The sequence below is a fragment of the Nitrincola tibetensis genome (assembly GCF_003284585.1).
Lineage (GTDB): Bacteria > Pseudomonadota > Gammaproteobacteria > Pseudomonadales > Balneatricaceae > Nitrincola > Nitrincola tibetensis.
On sequence record NZ_QKRX01000006.1, the window covers coordinates 44,965 to 67,449 of the forward strand.

A 22,485-nucleotide genomic window follows, 5' to 3' on the forward strand; every position below is an offset into this window, starting at 1 on the left:
GTTAATATCCTAAAAAAAATGGGTAAAGGAGTACTGCTTCATTCATCACATTTGGTAAACCGACGTTTTGAACATACTCTACCTAAAGTTCAGCTCTTCAGCTTTTTCTTCACTTCGGCTTGTTTCAAACAAGAGGCTCATTTCATGAGCCAAAATAATTCACCAACCAAGCACGCAGAGCAACCCTCAACACACAAAGACCTCAAATACTCAACTCGTTTGGTATTAATTTTTGGTCTAATCAGTATTTTTGCCTTTGGCCTTTCAGCGGCTTTCTCATTTCGATCTGCAGAAAAGCAACTTGAACAAGAGGTGCAAAAAAGCCTCGAACAGAAGCATCGCTCAATCGCCAGCACCTTGAATAATCGCTTAGATTTACTGAATGCCTACCTAAAAGGCACGACATCGAATTTAGCAATTCTGTCAGAAAGCGCTGATAATCACACCTTCGAATCCATGATCGACAACATGGCTCATTTATTCCAAGATTCAGAGACAGGCAGTGTCTTGGATATTTTCTTTTTGGTCAGTACAGAAAAGGAAGTCTTATTAAATGCAAGCCATCCAAACTATCGTCTCGAAACCTTCATAGATCAGCTCAAATCACCCATTCATCATACTCACCAGTGGCACTTGATCCCAAATGATGAATTTTCCGTCATTATCAAAGCCGCCCCTATTTTTGATCCACTTACTATCGACTTGAAAGGCTATATATATGTAGGATTGGCCTTGCATGCTAACCACCCCCTCATGCTATACCTGCTCGAACAAACTCAAACTAAACATCTGAGTTTAAGAACTCAGCAAGGCTATCTACTCAGCAGCCCTATGGATAAAGCCGATACATTTTATGCATTTGAAACACTCACCGTAGGTCATCATACTCATGCAAATGACTCCTGCTATCTTTTTCACGATCAACTTCACTTAAAAAACTTAGATGCTGATATATGGCTTGATATTGCGGTAGACAAAAGTCATTTTCAGGTCGCTGATCGCGAGTACTGGGAATCATTTATGCTGCTATCGGGTGGTTTTATTTTCTTGTTAACCATGACTGGCTGGCTCTTTCAAACCAATAATCAACGTGCAATCAACTATCTTATTGCCTACATAGAGCGTATCCAAAGAGGAGGGCATGGACTTACGTTCAAATCCACGGGAATCTACGAGTACAATAAAATAGGGGCTGCTATTCGCAATATGTTTGCCGATCTCCACATAGCCGCAACCGTATTTGAGTCCTCCGAAGGCATGATCGTAACGGATCGACACAAAAAAATCCTGAGGGTCAATCAGGCCTTTGTTCAAATCACCGGATTTGAGGCTGCCGAAGTCATTGGTCAATCTATTGAAGTGATTTACCCACACCATGTTTATAGCTCGGTTTATGATCAACTCAACGAAGCTATGAACGAAGGCAAAGCTTGGCAAGGCGAAATCTGGAGCACGCGAAAACAGGGAGAAGAGTATCTGCTTTGGATTAACGTCTCCTCTGTCGAAAACAAGGTTGATCATAGTGTTTTAAATTTTGTGGTTACGCTGAGTGATATTACCCAGCGTAAAGAATCTGAAAATAGAATTAAGCAATTGGCATTTTACGACCAGCTAACGCACTTACCCAATCGTCAATTGTTGATGGATAGAGTGAAACAAGCGCTGCTGAACAGTCAACGTAAGCACAGTATTGGGGCTTTACTCTACATAGATTTAGATGATTTTAAGACCTTAAATGATACCCGCGGACATCATGCTGGCGATCAACTATTGAAAATGGTGTCTGAGCGTTTAATCAACTGCGTGCGCAAAACCGATACGGTATCTCGTATTGGCGGTGATGAGTTTATCATTTTGCTCGAAGAGCTGGGCAATTGCCGAGATACAGCCTCAAATATGGCAGACTTAGTCAGTCAGAAGATCCTCAGTAAGTTGTCCCAGCCTTTCTGGTTTGATGGCATTGAACACTTTAATACACTCAGTATTGGCATCACACTGTTTGATCAAGATAACGCAGGCATTGACGATGTATTCGCGCAAGCCGATTTAGCCATGTATCAAGCAAAAGCGGCTGGACGCAACACCCATCGTTTTTTTAATCCCGATATGCAAGCACGTGTCCACGAGCACGCTAGTTTGGCCAATGACATTAGACAGGGTATTCAGCGTGGCGAATTTACCCTCGCGTATCAAATTCAAGTCAATCATCTTGGAAGAATGCTGGGTGCCGAAGCCCTGTTGCGATGGCAACATCCTGAGCGAGGAAACGTATCGCCTGTAGACTTTATCCCCGTCGCAGAAAAAACAGGGCTTATTCTTCCACTGGGTGAATGGGTACTGCATACCGCCTGCCAACAACTCGCTGAATGGCAACTCAGTCCCACAACTGAACATCTCACACTGGCAATCAATATCAGTGCCAAACAGCTCCATCAGCCAGAGTTTGTCAGCCAAGTAGTTGGTATTGTTGAACAATACCAAATTAATCCAAAGCGCATGAAGCTCGAAATAACCGAGAGTATGCTCTTGGTCGATATTGAAGACACGGTGGATAAAATGGTTCAGCTGCAAGCTCTTGGCATTAGCTTTTCACTGGATGATTTTGGCACTGGCTATTCATCACTCATGTATTTAAAACGCCTGCCGATTGATCAGCTGAAAATCGATAAGTCCTTTGTAAAGGACATGTTAACGAACCTGCAAGACTCAGATATTGCCAGAACCGTGGTATCCTTAGCGAATAGCATGAGCTTATCGGTCATTGCAGAGGGCGTTGAAACCGACGACCAACGGTCATTGCTAGCCAGCTACGGTTGCCTGGCGTACCAAGGCTATTTATTTGGGAAACCTGTCAGCGCAGATCAATTAATTAAGAGCGCATAACGCATGATGAACATCGTTCTCTTTGAACCTGAAATTCCACCCAATACTGGCAATATTATCCGCTTATGTGCCAACACTGGCTGCCAACTGCATTTGATTCAACCACTTGGTTTCTCGATGGAAGAAAAATCCTTACGTCGAGCAGGTTTGGACTATCATGAGTTTGCAAAGATCCAACTTTGGGATAGTTACGAGCATTTCATTCAAGGTGCTCAGCCCAAGCGCATCTTTGCTTTATCCACTAAAGGCACACACAATTATACCGAAACTCACTTTGAGCCAGATGATTTTTTTATTTTCGGTCCAGAAACGCGTGGACTACCGACGCAGATTTTAGATCAATTTTCGCACGAAAACCTTCTGCGTCTTCCAATGTTAGCGGGTAGCCGTAGTATGAACCTATCCAATTGTGTCGCAATTGTGGTATTCGAAGCTTGGAGACAGCTAGACTTTGTTGGCGGACGATAAGGAAGATATTCGTGAAGTAATGAGAGGATTAGACTAGACGCCTTCAAAATGGTGCAGATGGGGAGACTCGAACTCCCACGCCGGTGAAGGCACTAGCACCTGAAGCTAGCGTGTCTACCAATTCCACCACATCTGCAAATATTTTGACTTTTGACCCGTGTTTGCACCCTTTGTGTTTCTGGTGCAGATGGGGAGACTCGAACTCCCACGCCGATGAAGGCACTAGCACCTGAAGCTAGCGTGTCTACCAATTCCACCACATCTGCGTCAAAAGTCGGGCGAATTATATCCGCCCGACCCAGTCTTGGGAAGACCCGACTGGATAATATTTATGCGCTCAGTCTACCTATCCGCGTGCTAAACACTCACTAAACTGTCCAGCAAGGTCTCTTAAATAATCAACATACGCCGTTGCCGAGGGTGTGATGTCTCTTGCTAAGGGGTCTAGAACACCATGACCAACATCGAGACCTCGAGTGATTGACGTTACCACTGCGCTGGTAAACTGTGGCTCACTAAACACACAGACCACTTGACCGTCTTGAAGTTGATTACGAATAGCGGTCAAATGCCGAGCGCCTGGCTGACGAGCAGGATCAACCGTGAAATAGCCCAACTGGTTTAACTGATAGTGCTGCACAAAATGCCCATAGGCATCATGAAAGACATAAAACCCTTTATCTTTAACAGGTGCTAGCGTCGCGCTCAACTCTGCATCTAACTGGCGAACATCCGCAGAAAAGCGTTCTAGGTTCGCCTTTAAAGCCGCTTCGTGATCAGGCATGATCGGCACGAGAGCATTGACCATCGTTTGTGCTATTTCGATTGCATTCACTGGATCTAACCAAATATGTGCATCGTGATCATGGTCGTGATCTTCTTCATGCTTAGCATGATCGTGGTCATGGTCGTGATGCTCTTCATGCTTGGCATGATTGTGGTCATGGTCGTGATGCTCTTCGTGCTTAGCATGGTCGTGATCGTGGTCGTGATCCTCTTCATGCTTGGCATGATCGTGGTCGTGATGGTCTTCGTGCTTGGCATGATCATCATGCTCATCTGCATGATAAAGCTCGACAATCTGAGCCGATGTTCTTTCTAAGGGGCGTGTTAAGAATTGCTCCATGTCAGGCCCTATCCAAAAAAACACATCCGCTTGCGTCAAAACTTGCATATCGGATGGCTTCAACGAATAAGTATGAGGAGATGCGTTTGAAGGAATAAGCTGGACTGGCTCAACAATTCCATCGGTAACAGCCGTTGCTATTAAATGTATTGGCTTGATGCTTGATACAATAGACTGAGCTGAAACAGATGCTGAAAAAAACAATGCGGCAGCTAAGGGTAAAATACGGACGCAGGGAAATAGTTTTGGCATGATAGTATTTGATCCCAATTAAACTGTTTTGAAGTTATACTATAACATTGTTAATCGGAACTTAGGTGACCATGTCTAAAAAAAATCCGACATTTATTTGCCACCATGATCATCAGCACTGCATTGACGATGCGCTGACATCGGCAAAACGAATTTGTAAAGACCAGCAACAACGTCTGACTCCCATCCGAGAACTGGTCTTACGTATGATTTGGTCAAGCCATAAGCCACTAGGTGCCTATGATCTTTTACCTGCGCTGGCCAATGCTGGCTTTAATTCAGCCCCGCCAACTGTTTACCGCGCATTAGAGTTTTTACAAGAGCTTGGACTGGTTCACCGTTTAGCATCATTGAATGCGTTTATTGGCTGTACACATCCAGACAATGCACATTCTGGACATTTTTTTATTTGCAAACAATGTAAACAAGCCCATGAGATCACTTCACCTGAATTAAGTTTAACTCTACAAAAACATGCTCAACAACTCGGGTTTTCAATTGAGCAAGAAACAGTTGAAGTAATGGGAACCTGTCCAGAGTGCCGATTAGCCAATCAAAAAAGTGAAGCGCATCATGCAAAACCATCCTGATCTTGTTAAGCTTGAGCAGGTAAGTGTTCGCTTTGGACGCCAAGAGACACTTAAAAATATCTCCTTATCCTTGCACGATAACTGTATTACCACGCTCATTGGGCCTAACGGAGCGGGAAAAACAACTCTCGTTAGGGTCGTGCTCGGCCTCATTAAGCCTACATCTGGCAGTCTCTGGTGCACACCTGGATTGAAAGTGGGCTATATGCCGCAAAAGCTACAAATTGATAAAACAATGCCGCTGACCGTTAAACGTTTTTTAACACTCGGTGCTCAAAATGCATCGGCGGCTTTATTGGAAAAAACCCTAGATCAGGTCGGCGCACAGCATCTCTTGATGCACTCATTTCATGATCTATCCGGGGGCGAGACTCAACGAGTGATGCTAGCACGTGCATTATTACGTGATCCCAAATTACTGGTATTGGATGAACCCGTGCAAGGAGTGGACGTGAATGGCCAAACCGAGCTTTATGCACTCATTACAGCCATCAGAGAACAACGTAAATGCGGTATCTTAATGATCTCACACGACTTGCATTTAGTTATGTCATCGACGGATCACGTCATCTGTTTAAATCAGCACGTATGCTGCTCGGGCCACCCTGCGCGAGTCAGCAATGACCCTTCATTTATTGAGCTATTTGGTCGCTCACAAGCCAATGCATTTGCTCTGTATAATCACCAGCATGATCATTGCCACGATACTCACGGTGAAGTGATTGTTGACCATCCCTCATTAGCCGAAAAAGAGGTGATAACGCGTGCCTGATTTCTTATTACTTGCCCTATTAGGTGGGCTTGGTGTCGCGGCGATTACAGGCCCCTTAGGTGCGTTTGTCGTGTGGCGACGCATGGCCTATTTCGGTGATACCTTGGCGCACTCTGCATTGATGGGTGTCGCCTTAGGATTTCTGTTCAGCATCAATCTAAATCTAGCCGTTATGGTCTGCTGTGTGTTGCTATCTGTTCTGCTCGTGGCCTTACAAAAACAGCACTGGGTGGCAACAGACACCTTGCTTGGCATCATGGCACACAGCACTCTGTCGATAGGCTTAGTTGCCGTCTCTCTTCTTGATCATATCCGTATTGATTTAATGGAGTACTTATTTGGTGATTTGTTAGCCATTGCACCTACGGATCTGCTCTGGGTTTATGGTGGAGGGAGTGTGGTCCTTATACTCTTATGGCGATTATGGAATCCATTATTGGCGATCACGATCAATGAAGAGCTCGCCAGAGTCGAAGGCGTCCCAGTCACACGAGTTCGGCTTATGTTGATGTTAATGATCGCTATCGTGATTGCTGTCGCAATGAAACTGGTGGGTATTTTATTAATCACCTCTTTATTGATCATTCCCGCCGCAGCCGCTCGTAAGTTATCCACAACCCCCGAACAAATGGCCTGCATTGCCTCCCTTTTAGGAATGCTGTCGGTCACAGGTGGGATATGGGCTTCGTGGACATTTGATACCCCAGCTGGCCCTTCAGTTGTGGTCACATCCTTACTTGTCTTTTTAATTTTATACGCCTTACCTGCTCGCCGCTCGTATTCATGAAAACGCCGTACCCTTATTGGCCAGACAAAGTGCTAAACATACAAGTTTGGCAACTTGCCTGGCCAATGATGTTGTCAAATATGACCGTTCCTTTACTCGGGTTAGCAGACACCGCCATTCTTGGACACCTACCAGACCCTCGCTACTTAGCCGCTATTGCCGTTGCTGGAGTCTTGTTTTCGACCCTTTTTTGGGCCTTCGGTTTTTTGCGTATGGGCACCACAGGCTTAGTTGCACAGGCCGTTGGTCGTGACGATGGCTCATCAAACCGTACGCTATTGGCTCAATCGCTCACCTTGGCCTTAGCCATTGCGGGCGCAATTCTGCTTCTGCAATCCCCATTGATCCAGCTTGCCTTGACACTTGCCGCCGCCAGCCCCGATGTGACAGACGAAGCTTGGGCCTATGCCAATATTCGTATTTGGGGAGCGCCTGCTGTCTTGTGCAATTATGTTTTATTAGGCTGGTTTGTTGGCAATCAAAACACACGAATTCCGTTACTTTTGTTAACACTGACCAACCTCATTAATATTTTATTAAACCTCCTCTTTGTCTTAGGCTTTTCAATGAGGGCAGAGGGCGTGGCACTCGGTACCATCATTGCCGAATATTTTAGCTTGCTGCTTGGCTTGTTTTTCTGCCGTCGGCATCTGCGCTTAATGCCTGGCCATTTTATCCTAGCAAAACTTCGTCACTTAGCGGAATACACGCAATTACTTAAGATTAACCGCTATTTATTTATTCGGACGCTGAGTCTGTTACTGTGTTTTGCATTTTTTACCGCTCAGGGCTCTCGGCAAGGTGCAGATGTACTCGCCGCTAATGCCGTCTTACTTACCTTTCTCATGCTGATTTCAAATGCATTAGACGGATTTGCGCATGCGACTGAAGCCCTTTCTGGGCGTATTTTAGGTGAGCGAAATAAAGTCCGATTTTTCCAATTGGTTACAGCAACTGCGTTGTGGTCATTGGTGAGTGCGCTACTGCTGACGCTGACGTTTAGCATTTTCGGCACCCCAATTATTCATTTACTGACCAATATTACGAGCGTGCGTGAGCTTGCCAGCCTGTATCTGCCTTGGCTGATCATCTTACCACTGGTAGGTGTTTGGGGGTTTTTACTGGATGGGATTTTTATTGGTACATCTCAAGCCAAAGCCATGCAAAACACCATGCTGGTCTCTGTGTTCTTTGTATTTTTTCCCGTTTGGTGGCTAACCCAAAGCTATGGCAATCATGGCTTATGGTCAGCGTTCGTAAGTCTATTTATCGCTCGAGCCCTAACTGGACTTTGGGTCTACCGCCAATTATGCCGAAACAATCGCTGGGGGTTTTAAGGAAGGCAGATGGATGGAAAGGCTCAAAAAAGGGAGTGAAATCTACATCACCCCCAACAAAACTTAGGCCTCTTTCAAAAAATCGTTAATGGCGATTATTACCCTCATCAGCCGCCTTTTTCGGTTTTGTAAAGAACTTAATCGGCTGAGCCTTTACTTCCGGCTCTGGCGCTATGCTCGCTTGCGTTTTTTTGTCACCATTCACTCGAGTGTTCAGCTCAGAGGGTTCAGGACGCCCATCCAAGCGAAGCGAATCTGAAAAGCCACACTCTATGCACTCTCGATGCTCGCGTTCTTCATCTCGGTACATCCGAACACAATCCATTTTCCCACAACGCGGGCACACAGCTCCTGCAATAAATCGCTTTACCTGACTCATGTAAGTTACCTTGTAATACCGTTATGGCGAAGGAGGGCATCGACACTTGGCTCCCGTCCTCTAAACGCGACGAATAGATTCATCGGTTCGTCAGAGCCGCCTTTCTCCAATACCTGTGTTCTAAAATCAGATCCCGCCTGACTGCTGAAAATACCTTCTTCTTCAAAGCGAGAAAAGGCGTCGGCAGATAAAACTTCAGCCCATTTATAACTGTAATAGCCTGCGGCATAGCCGCCCGAGAAAATGTGGCCAAAACTGTGTTGAAAGCGATTCTCAGCCGGTGGCAACAAAACAGACACCTGTGCTCGAACCTCATCCAACAGAGTTTGTACCTCTGTAGTACCTGGTTGATATTCATAGTGTAAGCGGAAATCAAATAATGAGAACTCTAATTGACGTACCATCATCATACCCGCCTGAAAATGCTTAGCCGCTAACATTTTGTCTAACAACTCTTGCGGTAATGCATCTCCCGTTTCGTAATGCCCTGACATCAACGCTAACCCTTCAGGCTCCCAACACCAATTTTCCATAAATTGACTGGGTAGCTCGACAGCATCCCATGCCACACCATGAATACCACTAATATCAGAGTATTCCATTTTTGTGAGCATATGATGCAATCCATGACCGAACTCATGAAAGAGGGTGGTCACTTCATCATGTGTCAGCAGCGCAGGTTTATCGCCTACAGGCGGTGTAAAATTACAGACAAGATACGCAACCGGGAGCTGTATCGAACCATCTGAACGACGACGGCGACCCCGGCAATCCCCCATCCAAGCACCTCCACGTTTATTAGCTCGTGCAAAAGGATCAAGATAACAGTAAGCAATGACCTCGCCCTGACGTGACACTTCAAAAAAACGAACATCCTTATGCCAAACCTCTGAGTTGGGTTGTTCCGTTAGCGTCACGCCAAATAAACGATGCACTATATCAAACAGTCCAGATAGAACCTTTGGTAAAGGGAAGTAAGGTTTCAGCATTTGCTGAGACACCTGATAACGCTGCTGCTTAAGTTTCTCGGCATAAAAGCTGATATCCCAAGGCATGAGCTCCGTGCAACCATCGAGTTCCTGTGCAAAGGCTTTTAACTCGGCTAAGTCTTGCTCCGCCACAGGTTTGCTTCGAGTAGCGAGATCTTCTAAAAACTGGATGACTTGCGCGGGAGAGTCCGCCATTTTGGTGGCTAAGGAGTAATCAGCATACGAGGCAAAGCCTAATAAAGAGGCGAGCTCATGACGAAGTGTCAGAATGTCATTAATAATCGCGGTATTATCCCACTGGCCCGCTTTAGGCCCTTGATCCGAAGCACGGGTCGAATAGGCGCGATAGAGGATTTCACGCAATTTCGCATCTTCAGCATAGGTCATCACCGCATAATATGCAGGGAAATCTAGGGTGATCACATAGCCTTGTAAATCTCGACTGCTCGCTGCCGATTTTGCTGCCGCAATCGCATCGTCTGGTAACCCAGCTAAGGACTCTATGTCGTCTGTGGCATAATACCAGCCTTGTGTCGCATCAAGCACATTCTCAGAGAACTTGTTGGTCAGCTCAGACAGGCGCTTTTGAATCTCAGCGTAACGCGCTTTGTCATCTCCCTCTAATGCAATGCCTGACAACTTGAAATCGCGGAGCGCATTATCAATAACACGTTTTTGAACGACATCGAGTGTTTGATAAACCTCACTTTCGGCTAAGCGTGCGTAGGCATTGAATAATGCCTTGTTTTGCCCCATTTCAGTCCAGTATTCAGAAAGCTTAGGTAAGCAGCGATTGTAGACTTCTCTTAACTCTTCAGAATTCATCACGCTATTTAAATGAGATGCAACCGACCAAGCATTCGATAGACGGTCTCCAGCTTCATCCAACGCCATCACCAATGATTGCCAATCATGCGCTTGTGTCATCGCCGTAATATCTTCGATCAACGACCTGTTCTCGGCCAAAAAATGATCAACCGCTGGCTCAATATGTGACGCTTGAATGCTAGAGAAAGGCGGCAACTGATGCTGCTCTAATAACGGATTACTCATAACTCTGGATACTCCAATTCGATGATCGCAAGAAGTGCGCATACACGATTTACTATACAATGAGGCAGGCTTTCTCGCTTTTCAACTCATTAAGGGTTTTTATTATGTCTATACGTACCTATCAGGGTATTACGCCCAAGATTGGAAAAAAAGTATTTATTGACGCAACGGCCGTGATCATTGGTGACGTATCGATTGGCGATGACTCATCGATTTGGCCATTAGTGGTTATTCGCGGAGATATGCATCATATAAAAATTGGCGCAAAAACCAGTATTCAAGATGGGTCTGTATTGCATATCACGCATGCTGGGCCTTTCAATCCCGACGGTTATCCATTAATTATCGGAGATGAAGTGACCGTCGGGCATCAAGCCATGCTTCATGGCTGCACCCTTGGCAATCGTATCTTGGTTGGCATGGGCAGTATGATCATGGACGGCGCGGTTGTAGAGGATGAGGTGGTGATCGGAGCGGGCAGTCTAGTACCTCCTGGTAAACGCCTCGAATCCGGTTATTTATACGTGGGTCGTCCTGTGAAGCAAATCCGAGCACTCAGCGATCAAGAAAAGGCCTTTTTTTCCTACGGCGCCCAGAATTATTCGCGTCTAAAAGATACCTATCTAGACGAACAGGAGCCTCGTTGATCTGGTGCTGGTTAAAACACTAAACGCCATGCAATCGGTAAGAAAGGCGGCGTAAACACCGCCGTCAGCTCCATCCCTGAGGATGAAAACGCACTGACGGCAGACTACTCAGAAACGTGCTTGAATATTAAACTATACCTCTTCAGCTTCTGGTAACCAGCGCAACAAGGTTTGAGCTAAGTCATTTGCATTTAAAGGTTTGGTTAAATAATCACTCATTCCCGCAGCTAAACACTGTTCTTTATCCTCAAGAAAAGCCCCTGCTGTTAAGGCGATAATCGGTACCGGATTGAATCCCATCTCAGCCTCCCAAGACCGGATACCTTGAGTCGCACCAATACCATCTAATACAGGCATCTGAACATCCATTAATACTGCATTAAAAGGCTGCGTTGCCGTCACAACTTTTTCAATCGCGATTTGCCCGTTATCCGCCACACTAATATCAAGCCCTAGCTTTTTAAGCAGTGTAGTCGCAACCAGTTGATTCGTTTTGTTGTCTTCAACGAGTAAAATTCGACCTTCCAACCGAATACCCGCAGGGTTGATCCCTTTATGACTCATGTTAGCCTTTAATGGCGCTTGCTCAGGTTGATCATTTAGAAGTGTTTCTTCAAAAACTTCCAGCTTTACCCTAAACCAGAAACGAGATCCTTTATTCTCTTCACTTTGGATACCGACTTCGCCATCCATCAGTTGAGCCAAACTTTTTACAATCGATAACCCCAGACCCGTACCACCAAACTGACGCGTACTAGAGTCATCCACTTGACTAAAAGGCCGAAACAATAAATTTTGTTTTTCCTCAGGAATCCCCATACCCGTATCGGCCACTGAAAACTCAACGACCGCCCAATTGTTTTCTCGACTGATCTCAGTCGCTTCAATCATCACATCACCGCTAAGCGTAAACTTTATGGCGTTATTCGTTAAATTCGACAACATTTGCTGCAAACGATTTGCATCGCCTTGATAGCGACGATCTGCGGGACCTTTCCAAGCCGTAAACATGTTGAGACCTTTTGCATTGGCGTTACTAATAAATAACGCATAGATGCTTTGCAGTATATCTTCGGGCGCTAATACATTTTTATGGAGTGTTTGATTACCTGACTCTACTTTCGAGAGATCTAGAATATCATTTAACAACACAAGCAGTGACTGCCCCGAATGCAAGATAGTTCGGGCGTAATGATTCACTTCATCATTCGTTGCCGGTTTGTCTAACAAGAGTTGCGCCATTCCCAAAACACCATTCATTGGTGTTCTAAGCTCATGACTCATGGTTGCTAAAAAACGACTTTTCGCTTGATTAGCCGCTTCAGCGGCTTCCAGGGCATGACTTAATTCCGCCGTACGTTGCTCCACTATTTCTTCTAAATGTTCGCGATTTCGAGCCAACTCATTGGATCTATTTTCTACAAGCACCATCATTCGATCAAAGGCAGCTGCCGTTTTAGCGACCTCATCCTCACCGACAACAGCCACTCGTTTGGTATAGTCACCGCTTTGTTCTACCTGAATAATCGTGTTGAATAAACCTGTCAGTGGGTTGGTGATGGAATAAACCAGACGTGCGAGAAAGAAGCTAACAAAAATCAATACCAAGGTAATAACTACCGCCAATACAATCTTTACCTGAGCAATAATATCTCTTGCATCTGTTAATGTTTGGTTCATAAGATAGCGCTGCCATTCTTTTTGATCAGCGATATACTCAAGCATACGATTGCGAGCAGGCACAATTTCACGGGTTAAAAGTGCATAGGCATCGGCAGTTTTCCCCGCTTTCGCTAACTCAACGATTTGTTGAGAAAGCTGCCAAAACACTGTATCGGCCTCACGAATGTTAGAGATGATATCTCTTCCTACATCCGTTGATAAATTCGCTTCCGTTTCATTAATCAAGCTGATTAAAGTCTGACGATCGCCGGCCACACGAACCAGAGTCGCCGACAGTTCTTGCTCATCATCAACAGAAAGTATGGCATGACGAGCTTCTAGCGAAATTTTAACTAATAGCAACTCAGCTCTTGTCATCCTGTCTACTTGGGGTTCAAACATTTCGATAATTTGCTCAGCATGTGATTGGACTTTATTAAGTGCAAGCCAACTTAATGCAGCTACACCGATCAAGAAAAAGCCCAATAATGCAAAACCGAGGAGAAGTCTGAAGCGAATGGACAAGTTTGCAAAATATTTTTTCATAAGAGGCCCAATGACGAGAATGACATTAAGTCAAATACTTGAGCTGAAGGCGTATTAACGGGTTCATAGAAGGCAATACAGCGTCAGCTTTTTCAAATCATCTTAGCACCAAAACCTCAAAGACACGTATCATTCACTGCAACCTTAATTGAACTCGATTAACCTGCTCTTGACGTTGTCAAAAACCACGATGAATCAACTCACTTTCTAATCTGACACAGGTTAAAACACCAAACGCCATGCAATCGGTAAAAAAAGCGCGGTAAACACCGCCGTAAGCCCCATTCCTAAGGATGAAAACGCGCCAGCAGTCGGGCTTAACTCGAAGGCTCTAACCGTCCCAATGGCATGGCCATTAATGCCCAATGCAAAGCCAATTACACGGTGATCCTGAATATTCAGAATTTTAACCAAAACGGATACCCAAAAGGTTGCCATCACCCCTGTAATCAACAGTCCTCCCATTAGAACCGGGATTGAGCCGCCCAATTGCTCCGTAATACTGATGGCAATCGGTGCTGTCACTGATTTAGGAGCCAGAGACGCCATGACTTCAGGCGTCGCACCCGCCAGCCATGCCAACAGCACAGAATACACAGCCGCCAATATAGCAGCTGGGGGCAGGGTGAATAAAATAGGCTTCCACAGGGCACGAATATGATGCATTTGCTGATAAAGGGGTATCCCAAGTGCAACGGTCGCAGGCCCCAAGAGCAGCACCAACCAAGCGGCGCCTTGTTGATACACTTCATAGTTAACGGATAACAAGACGAGCGTTAACACAACAATAAGCGCGGCGATTAAGATACCCGGACACCAACTGGGCCGTCCTATCCATTGAAACACTTGGTTACCCGCAAAAAAAGCCAGCAAGGTCAGCGCAATAGCCGCAATCGGCGTTTCGAAAAGATGATTGGGTAGGGTTAGTAGACTGTCTAACATGACCTATCCTTATCCTTTACAGACTCTTTGGGGGTAAAGCGCGACATCAGGATCAAGGTCGTCAACACGCTCAAAAACGTGCCGACCACTAACGCCGCAACAAACGCCAACCATTGATCTGCGTAACGCCCCGCCACAAAGAAAACACCAACAACACCCGGCATAATCAACATCGCCAACACAGCAATCAGAGGCTGACTGGCGAGGGCAACATCTTCTTGCATGCGCCCACGCAACATGAACCAAAGCGTAATCAGCAGCATCCCAGCCACCCCAGCTGAAATAGGAAGATTCAGCAGGGTCACTAAGACATCGCCTGATAACAAAAACAATAATAGGATCAAAAATCCTTTAATGACTTGCACGTGTTAATCTCATGCTTTTGCCTTGGCAACTTCTCTTAAGCGTTTAACCACTTCGGCGTTAATGCTTCGTTGGGAAAAACTACCATCCGCCTTGAGCTGACCCGCTTTACGTCCCATGAGTAACTCTAAGCACTCATCAACATTGCTAACGGCATAAATAGCAAAGTCTCCATCAGCAACCGCTTTGACGACTTCTTTTTTTAACATCAAGTTACGCACATTTGCTTTCGGAATAATGACAGACTGAGTGCCCGTCAGGCCACGCATTTGGCAAAGCTTGAAAAAGCCCTCAATTTTTTCATTCACCCCTCCTATGGCCTGTACTTCACCATATTGGTTAATCGAACCCGTCGTTGCAAAAGACTGGCGGATCGGGATGTCAGTTAGAGCGGAAATTAAGGTGCATATTTCGGCCAGCGACGCACTATCGCCATCGATATATCCATACGATTGCTCCATAGCGATACTCGCCGACAGGCTGATGGGGAACTGTCGTGCGTATTTATGTCCTAAATAACCGGATAAAATCAGAACGCCTTTCGAATGAATCGGCTGACCCAGCGTGACTTCTCGCTCAATATCGATAATACCCTTGCTGCCAGGATGTACCGTCACCGTAATTCTAGCGGGCGTACCAAACGCAACATCCCCCACTTGTAGAACAGTAAGGCCATTCGCACAACCCACGCTTTCCCCATCGGTATCAATCAAAACCGTACGATTTAGAATCCCTTCAAGAATTTTTTCTGAAAGTCGACCCGTACGCTTTTCTTTTGCTTGGAGCGCGGCTTCAACATGCGGGGCATTAATGAGTTCGTCTCCTTTTTGCTTGCGTCGAAAATCGGCTTCACACAATAAATCCACTAATTCACCGATGTGCGCTGACAGCATCTCCTGGTCTTCGGCGAGGCGAGAGCTATGCTCAACCAATCGCGCAACGGCTTCACGTTTGAGTGGGGCCAAGCCTTCCTCTGTCGCAAGCGTCTTCATTAAACGCGCATAATTACGAATGCTGGAAGGTGTTCGACGAACATCTTCATCAAAATCCACCACCACACGAAACATCTTCTCAAAGTCATGATCGAGTTCTTGCAGTAAGTAATAGGTATCACGTCCGCCCACCAGTACCACCTTCACGTTCAACTTGATGGGTTGTGGGTTCAGCGTAATGGTACTGACACCTGTGTATTCGTTGATCGGATTTTCAATGCGTATTTCATGCGATTTAAGTGCACGCTTCAACGCGCTGTATACAAAGGGCTGCTCGATCAACTTTTCGGCTTCTAAAAGCAGATAACCGCCATTGGCACGATGCAACGCACCGGGGCGAATAAGTTGATAATTGGTCACTAACGCTCCCATTTCACTATTGTATTCAACTCGTCCAAACAAGTTCTCGTAGCTAGGATGCGCTTCATAAATAACCGGAGCACCTTTGGTTTTATGGTTATCAACCATTAAGTTGATGCCATAATTTTCTTGAAAGAAATTAATACGCATTTGGTCCGTGCGTGTTTCGAGGGTCCCACCTTCACCCGCAATATCAGACGCATTTTTAATCAAATCTCGTTCAATGTGCGTCAAATAGTTCACAACATTCGCTTGATGAACATAGCGCTCTTTAAGGCCCGCAAACAGAGGCGCTAATGAGCGTTGTGCCGTTTCTCGATCAAGCGCTTTGATCTGACCTGCCGCCTCACGACGCCATTTAGGAAGTTCAGCCAAGGCTTCATTCAGCTCTTCTTCGAGAAAATCTATATTGCGTTGAAAGGCTTCACGCTCATCTTCTGGCAATTGTGAAAAACCAGCTTCATCCATGGCTTGGCCTTCTGAAACAGGTGTAAAGCCTATGCTACCCGCATCTCGGTACACCGCAATACTAAACTCCCTCGCTTTACGTTCAACCGAATCCACCGCTTGGTCATAACGCCGCGTAAAGTCACGTTCAATTCGGCTCTTACTGCGCTGATAGCCTGGGCTTTCAAATGCGGCAGGCAAGTCCGTTAAGATACTTTCGAGAAGCGTATCGACATCTTTACGCAGTTGCGCCGCCTTTCCAGCGGGCAGCTCTAATATGAGAGGGTAGCGTGAATCCGATAAATTATTGAGATAACACCAGTCGCTCGGTTTTGAGTTTTCTTTTTTGGCGTAATTCTTAAGGTTTTCAATCGCAAACGAAAAGCGACCCGTATGAGGGTTACCCATCACAAACAGATTATACCCTGGTCGGCGCATGCTAACGCCAAACTCCATCGCTTCAATGGCGCGGTCCTGACCGAAAAAACCACTAAAATTCTCGAGCGTTTCAGTGGTTCGAAAAGGAAGGTCTTGGTGATCACACACCTTGTACAACTGATCGACGCTTAATGCTTGCATTGTCTCTGACATTATCAATATCCAGTACTCAACCTTGTATAACAAGGTTATAGCTTGTATTAAGCGTTTGATTCAAGCCCTGTTATATTATTGATGGCTTAAACTTTGCCGCAGCAACTCAATAACGGGAGCCGTATCGGGTTTAACGCCTCTCCAAATTGAGAAGGACTCTGCCGCTTGCTCAACCAACATTCCGAGCCCATCAAATACGCGCTCAGCACCTTGCGACCTTGCCCAACGACAGAAGGGGGTTTGCGTGTTGGAATACATCATGTCATAGCAGAGTGTGTGAGCACTCACTACACCCTCTGGAACAGGTGGTACTTCGCCTTGGATACTTGCAGAAGTACCATTAATGACAATATCTACATGACTTGTTGGAGATATCTCCGAAAACTCACATGCGGCAACTATCACACCTGGCTCGGCCAACTTACTAAACATGTCAGCCAGATGTTTTGCTTTTGCAAAGGTTCGATTCGCGATAACGATGGATGCACAGCCGCTGTCCAACAAAGGCTTGATTACGCCTCTAACGGCACCACCGGCACCTAGTACTAATAGATGACGTCCCTTTAATGTTGCACCACAGTTATTTAGCAAATCATTGACTAAGCCTACGCCATCGGTGTTGTCCGCATGCAGGATGTTGTCTTGCATCCAAAGGGTATTAGCAGCTCCGGCCAATTGTGCCGCTTCACTTAAGTGTTCGGCCATTTTCCAAGCCATTTCTTTGAAGGGAAGTGTTACATTCGTGCCTTTTCCACCTTCAGTAAAAAAATGCTGAATGTCCTGTTTAAACCTATCCACATCCGACAAATTCGCTGTGTACTCAAGGCGTTGCTTCAACTGCTCAGCGAACAAGCTATGGATAATCGGTGACTTACTGTGTGAAATTGGGTTACCAAAGACTGCGTACTGATCAATCATTTGCTGTCTCCTCAGCCCAGTTTCGGGGAACTAAATAACGTTCATACAGATTTGCCTCTGCGGAATCATGCGCAGGTTTCCAATCATAGCTCCAGCGAACCTCGGGCGGTAATGACATCAGGATGGATTCTGTCCGGCCTCCAGACTGTAAGCCAAACAGTGTGCCTCGGTCATATACCAAGTTGAACTCAACATAGCGTCCTCGACGATGAAGTTGAAAGTCTCGCTCAACATCGGAGTAGGGAAGGTGATGACGTTTTTTGACGATTGGTACGTAGGCTTCTAGGTAGGCATCACCGATCGCAGACATTAAAGAAAAGCTGGTCTCAAAATCCGGCTCATTCAAGTCATCAAAAAACAGTCCACCAACACCACGCGGTTCACCTCTGTGCCGAAGGTAAAAATACTCATCGCACCAGGTTTTAAATTTTGGATAAATATCTTCGCCAAAAGGGTCGCATGCGACTTTTGCGGTTTTATGCCAATGAATGCAATCTTCATCAAACCCATAGTAAGGCGTGAGATCAAAACCGCCGCCAAACCACCACACAGGCGCTTCACCTTCTTTTTCAGCAATAAAAAAGCGCACGTTCGCATGTGAGGTGGGTACAAATGGGTTACGTGGATGAATGACTAAAGAGACGCCCATCGCTTGAAAATTCCGTCCCGCCAACTCAGGGCGGTGCGCAGTTGCTGAGGCGGGTAGCTTGTCACCAAAGACATGAGAAAAATTGACGCCACCTTTTTCAATAATCTGCCCATTCGCCAGCACGCGTGTCCGTCCACCACCACCCGCTTCTCGATCCCATTGATCCTCAGCGAATTTAACGCCATCTAATATCTCGAGCTCTCGGCAAATACGATCTTGAAGCGATAAGAGATAGTCTTTTACACGTGCTATATCGGGCTGAGACACAAACATCCTCCGTAGTAAGTATTCACTTACATTCTAACAACTTTAAAATCTAGAATTGAGCGTATGGTGCTTGGCTTGTCTGCTCCACCCGTTGCACCATTCAATATATAATCAACATTAGAGCCGAAGTAAGTCATCACTTTCAATTTACTTCTTGCCGGAAGAGCCGTTGAGCGATTTGCAGACGTTGAGACAACAGGTCCTCCCCAATAGTCACAAAGTGACTTAACAAGTAAGTGACCACTTACTCTTACAGCAACTGATGAATGCTGCCCCTTAATCCAACGCGGGATAAAGTTCTTTGGATCTGGCAATAACCATGTATTAGGTCCAGGCCAAGTCGCATCCAGTTCAGCACGCTGTGCCGATGACAATCCATCCAGTAAGGGTCGAATTTGCTCAATCGAAGATGCAACCAGAATTAATCCTTTATGCTCCGGTCGGTGTTTAATCGCCAAGAGGCGTTGAACAGCCGCTTCATTAAAAGGATCACAACCTAACCCCCAAACGGCTTCAGTCGGGTAGGCAACAACCCCCCCTTGACTCATCACTTCACAGGCTTTCTGAATCTGCCACGGCTTCATAATGACTAATCTCTGTTGAACCTAATGCGATTAAAAACTGAACTCAGGAGCAGGGGCATCCGGCAATAATTGAGCAACTTGTTCAACTTTACGTTTCAAGTCATCAATGTTACCTGCCACTAGATTAATATGCCCGAGTTTGCGACCTGCACGCTCACTCTTACCATAGAGATGCAGATGAGTATCCTCTAGCTTAAGAATATCTTCATAGTCACCATTTTTACCAATGATGTTAATCATACAGGTGAGTGCTTTAGCATGTGTCGAGCCCAGAGGTAAACCTTGGACCGCACGTAAATGGTTTTCAAACTGACTGGTCATCGAGCCATTTTGAGTCCAGTGGCCAGAATTATGTACGCGTGGTGCCATTTCATTGGCAAGCAAACAACCATCCGCTTGCTGAAAAAGTTCTAGGGTTAAAACGCCAACATATTCAAGCTCATCAAGTAATGCATGAATATAGGCTTCGGCCTGCACTTGAGCCTCTTGGCTGAAATTTGGAACAGGTGCCAAGGAGTAGCGCAAAATACCCTCTACATGATGATTTTCAGCAACAGGATAGAATACAACATCGCCAGAGCGTCCTCGTACGGCAATAATCGAAACCTCCCGAACAAAATCGACAAAGGCTTCAACGATTAAGCGAGAGTGACCAATACGTTGCCAAGCAGAAGCGGCCTCATCTGGACGTCTCAAAACAGCTTGTCCCTTACCATCGTATCCCTCTGTTATTGACTTGGCCACGACGGCTTGTGCACCTGCCGTCATCAATTCCTGACACGCCTGAGCCAGCTCATCAGCTGAGTTAACAAGACGATAGTCAGCGACAGGTATACTTAATTGATCAAAGAGGGCCTTCTCTGCCTCTCTGTTTTGACAGACCTGCAGCGCCTTAACACTCGGAAACAAGGGTTTTTGCTCAGCAATCGATTTAACTAAGGGTAAGGGCAGGTGCTCAAACTCATAGGTTACACAATCCACCTGCGCCAAAAAATCGGCTAAAGCACTGTCAGCTTCACTATGGGTAAACAAACATCCTATGTCAGCGCTTGCATTTGCACTGGTATCTAAAAAGGAAAAACGATTACCTAAAGGATAACCTGCTAGCGCCAACATCTGGCCCAATTGACCTGCACCAAGAATACCGATTTTCATGTAAAACTCTCTCTTTACCGCTTAACCACGAGGGTCGGGATTATCTATAACCGTTTGTGTTTGCTGCTGGCGAAATGCAACGAGTGCAGCTTTGACTAAGGGATCTTGTAACGCCACTATTTGAGCAGCCATGATGCCTGCGTTGGTCGCACCCGCTTTTCCAATCGCTAAAGTCCCTACAGGAATCCCGCCGGGCATTTGAACGATCGATAACAGCGAATCCATTCCACTTAAGGCTTTTGACTCAACGGGCACACCTAAAACAGGCAAAGCTGTTTGTGAAGCAACCATTCCAGGTAAATGCGCCGCACCACCGGCACCGGCAATAATCACTTGCAGACCCCGAGCATCAGCAGACTTAGCATATTCAAATAGTAAATCGGGTGTTCTGTGAGCAGACACAACTCGTGTTTCATACGCAACACCTAACTGATCCAACATCGCAACGGCATGTTCCATCGTTGGCCAATCAGACTTGGATCCCATTATTACGCCCACTTTTGGTTGCATTGTTTTAGTCCTGTTAATAAGTTCTCAATCTGTAAAACAAGCCAAGCAGGATACCGCTAAAAGCGATTTGGGAAAAGTCAAACCTAGGTAATTCCTGCTGAATCCGTCTGAATCAAATAGACACCATCCTGTATCACGCGGCCCGCTAAAACCAACTCCATTATGACATTTTGTAAAGCTGAATACTGCATATTCGTTTTCATCATCAAGTCATCAAACGTCATCTGATCATAGGAGAGAGTACGTAGGATTGGCTCCCACTCGGGTTTGACTTGAGGTAACTTTGAAGGTTGTTTAGCACGTTGATCTTCATTTAAGTAGCCCAACAATGCCCCTAAATGTTCAGTGATGTGCTGTGTTGAATCCACCAAAGTAGCCCCTTGACGGATTAACTCGTGACAACCTTTGCTCATAGGATTACTTATCGGTCCAGGGACAGCAAAGACTTCTCGGCCCTGTTCCATGGCAAGTCGTGCCGTAATCAATGACCCACTGCGCGTTGCAGCTTCTACAACGAGTGATCCAACGCTTAACCCACTGATAATTCGATTACGACGAGGGAAATGAGCGCTCAGAGGAGCAGAGCCTGGCATCAGCTCTGATATTAAACATCCCCCTTTGTCTAGAATTTCGCGAGCGAGGCCTGCATTGCTTTTAGGGTAAATTAATTCAGGGCTTGTACCCATCACCGCTAATGTAACACCGTTTGAAGACAAGCAGCCCTTATGTGCTTGAGTATCAATACCCAATGCTAAGCCACTGGTAATTGCAAAACCTGATTTAGCCAGTTCAGCAGAAAAAAGATAGGCAAGACGTGCGCCAGATTGAGTTGGTTTCCGGCTACCGACCACAGCTAACTGCGGTAAATAAAGAGCAGTTTTACAACCCTTAAACCAGAGTACAGGGGGTGGATCAGGAAGGTTCTGTAGCAGAGGAGGGTAATCATCGGCGCCCAGACAGACACATTCAATCTGATGCTGCTCCGCCTTGTCCTGTATTTGCTGGGCTTGGTCTAACCAAAAGCCCGCCGACTTCTGGCGCAAGGACATGGTGGTATCCGGACGTAATCGAATATCATCCGGTAGATTTCCGTCTAAAAGATCACGTAAATTGACATCGAGCTCTACAAGTCGCGAAAGCGTACCTGGGCCAAGCCCGGGTACGAGTAACAACGCGATCCATTCCCTTGGATCTATCTTCATAATTCCCTCTGAGG

At 45.9% G+C, this 22,485-nt stretch carries 20 protein-coding genes and 2 tRNA genes; 7 read left to right on the forward strand and 15 right to left on the reverse strand.

Going from position 1 to position 22,485, the window contains the following annotated elements; translation table 11 throughout:
- Positions 1-144 precede the first annotated feature (144 nt).
- Positions 145-2,883, forward strand: a complete 2,739-nt coding sequence (locus DN062_RS09380; protein ID WP_162301282.1) for an EAL domain-containing protein — start codon at positions 145-147, stop codon at positions 2,881-2,883.
- 3 nt (positions 2,884-2,886) lie between these two features.
- A complete protein-coding gene (trmL, locus tag DN062_RS09385) occupies positions 2,887-3,351 on the forward strand; it encodes a tRNA (uridine(34)/cytosine(34)/5-carboxymethylaminomethyluridine(34)-2'-O)-methyltransferase TrmL (RefSeq protein WP_112159081.1) in 465 nt (154 codons plus the stop codon).
- A 49-nt stretch (positions 3,352-3,400) separates the two neighbouring features.
- Here trmL and DN062_RS09390 read toward each other — a convergent pair.
- From DN062_RS09390 to DN062_RS09400, 3 genes are all read right to left on the reverse strand, one after another.
- Positions 3,401-3,487 (reverse strand) — tRNA-Leu (locus tag DN062_RS09390).
- Between the two features lie 43 nt (positions 3,488-3,530).
- Positions 3,531-3,617: transfer RNA gene (locus DN062_RS09395), tRNA-Leu, on the reverse strand.
- A gap of 80 nt (positions 3,618-3,697) precedes the next feature.
- The gene (locus DN062_RS09400) at positions 3,698-4,729 is read right to left on the reverse strand and encodes a zinc ABC transporter substrate-binding protein (protein WP_112159082.1); all 1,032 of its coding nucleotides are present in this window, start codon (positions 4,727-4,729) and stop codon (positions 3,698-3,700) included.
- A gap of 71 nt (positions 4,730-4,800) precedes the next feature.
- On the opposite strand from DN062_RS09400, the gene DN062_RS09405 reads away from it, so the two are divergent.
- Genes DN062_RS09405 through DN062_RS09420 form a run of 4 tightly spaced genes read left to right on the forward strand, consistent with a single transcriptional unit; the run spans position 4,801 to position 8,215 of the window.
- Positions 4,801-5,319: a Fur family transcriptional regulator gene (locus tag DN062_RS09405; RefSeq protein WP_112159083.1), complete on the forward strand. Its 519-nt coding sequence runs from the start codon at positions 4,801-4,803 to the stop codon at positions 5,317-5,319.
- Complete coding sequence (gene znuC, locus DN062_RS09410) at positions 5,303-6,091, forward strand: zinc ABC transporter ATP-binding protein ZnuC (RefSeq protein ID WP_112159084.1); 789 nt, start codon at positions 5,303-5,305, stop codon at positions 6,089-6,091. The genes DN062_RS09405 and znuC overlap by 17 nt, the downstream gene beginning before the upstream one ends.
- A complete protein-coding gene (znuB, locus tag DN062_RS09415) occupies positions 6,084-6,878 on the forward strand; it encodes a zinc ABC transporter permease subunit ZnuB (protein ID WP_112159085.1) in 795 nt (264 codons plus the stop codon). The genes znuC and znuB overlap by 8 nt, the downstream gene beginning before the upstream one ends.
- A complete protein-coding gene (locus DN062_RS09420; RefSeq protein ID WP_112159086.1) occupies positions 6,875-8,215 on the forward strand; it encodes an MATE family efflux transporter in 1,341 nt (446 codons plus the stop codon). Before znuB ends, DN062_RS09420 begins: the two co-directional genes overlap by 4 nt.
- Positions 8,216-8,300: 85 nt before the next feature.
- Here DN062_RS09420 and DN062_RS09425 read toward each other — a convergent pair whose 3' ends face one another.
- Positions 8,301-8,594 carry a YheV family putative zinc ribbon protein gene (locus tag DN062_RS09425; RefSeq protein ID WP_112159087.1) on the reverse strand — a complete coding sequence of 98 codons (294 nt, stop codon included), beginning with the start codon at positions 8,592-8,594 and terminating at the stop codon, positions 8,301-8,303.
- A gap of 5 nt (positions 8,595-8,599) precedes the next feature.
- Positions 8,600-10,636 (reverse strand): oligopeptidase A, encoded by a 2,037-nt coding sequence (prlC, locus tag DN062_RS09430; protein ID WP_112159088.1) that lies wholly within the window; start codon positions 10,634-10,636, stop codon positions 8,600-8,602.
- Positions 10,637-10,740: 104 nt separating this feature from the next.
- Here prlC and DN062_RS09435 point away from each other — a divergent pair, with 104 nt between their 5' ends.
- Entirely contained in the window at positions 10,741-11,283 is a 543-nt protein-coding gene (locus DN062_RS09435) for a gamma carbonic anhydrase family protein (protein WP_112159089.1), read from the forward strand.
- Positions 11,284-11,415: 132 nt separating this feature from the next.
- Here DN062_RS09435 and DN062_RS09440 read toward each other — a convergent pair whose 3' ends face one another.
- The 10 genes from DN062_RS09440 to dprA all read right to left on the reverse strand — a co-directional run bounded on the left by DN062_RS09440 (position 11,416) and on the right by dprA (position 22,471).
- Positions 11,416-13,491: an ATP-binding protein gene (locus DN062_RS09440; protein ID WP_112159090.1), complete on the reverse strand. Its 2,076-nt coding sequence runs from the start codon at positions 13,489-13,491 to the stop codon at positions 11,416-11,418.
- 222 nt (positions 13,492-13,713) lie between these two features.
- The gene (locus DN062_RS09445; protein WP_112159091.1) at positions 13,714-14,433 is read right to left on the reverse strand and encodes an LrgB family protein; all 720 of its coding nucleotides are present in this window, start codon (positions 14,431-14,433) and stop codon (positions 13,714-13,716) included.
- A complete protein-coding gene (locus DN062_RS09450) occupies positions 14,427-14,798 on the reverse strand; it encodes a CidA/LrgA family protein (RefSeq protein ID WP_112159092.1) in 372 nt (123 codons plus the stop codon). Before DN062_RS09450 ends, DN062_RS09445 begins: the two co-directional genes overlap by 7 nt.
- 9 nt (positions 14,799-14,807) lie before the next feature.
- Positions 14,808-17,186: a Lon protease family protein gene (locus DN062_RS09455; protein ID WP_112159093.1), complete on the reverse strand. Its 2,379-nt coding sequence runs from the start codon at positions 17,184-17,186 to the stop codon at positions 14,808-14,810.
- A gap of 75 nt (positions 17,187-17,261) precedes the next feature.
- Positions 17,262-18,104, reverse strand: a complete 843-nt coding sequence (aroE, locus tag DN062_RS09460) for a shikimate dehydrogenase (protein WP_112159094.1) — start codon at positions 18,102-18,104, stop codon at positions 17,262-17,264.
- On the reverse strand, positions 18,097-19,020 hold the full coding sequence (hemF, locus tag DN062_RS09465) for an oxygen-dependent coproporphyrinogen oxidase (protein WP_112159240.1): 924 nt from the start codon (positions 19,018-19,020) through the stop codon (positions 18,097-18,099). The genes aroE and hemF overlap by 8 nt, the downstream gene beginning before the upstream one ends.
- Before the next feature lie 26 nt (positions 19,021-19,046).
- Complete coding sequence (gene tsaC / locus DN062_RS09470; RefSeq protein WP_205126699.1) at positions 19,047-19,604, reverse strand: L-threonylcarbamoyladenylate synthase type 1 TsaC; 558 nt, start codon at positions 19,602-19,604, stop codon at positions 19,047-19,049.
- A gap of 30 nt (positions 19,605-19,634) precedes the next feature.
- Positions 19,635-20,759 carry a 5-(carboxyamino)imidazole ribonucleotide synthase gene (locus tag DN062_RS09475; RefSeq protein WP_112159096.1) on the reverse strand — a complete coding sequence of 375 codons (1,125 nt, stop codon included), beginning with the start codon at positions 20,757-20,759 and terminating at the stop codon, positions 19,635-19,637.
- Positions 20,760-20,780: 21 nt separating this feature from the next.
- Positions 20,781-21,269: a 5-(carboxyamino)imidazole ribonucleotide mutase gene (gene purE / locus DN062_RS09480; protein WP_112159097.1), complete on the reverse strand. Its 489-nt coding sequence runs from the start codon at positions 21,267-21,269 to the stop codon at positions 20,781-20,783.
- Positions 21,270-21,352: 83 nt separating this feature from the next.
- Positions 21,353-22,471 carry a DNA-processing protein DprA gene (gene dprA / locus DN062_RS09485; RefSeq protein WP_112159098.1) on the reverse strand — a complete coding sequence of 373 codons (1,119 nt, stop codon included), beginning with the start codon at positions 22,469-22,471 and terminating at the stop codon, positions 21,353-21,355.
- Between the last annotated feature and the right edge of the window lie 14 nt (positions 22,472-22,485).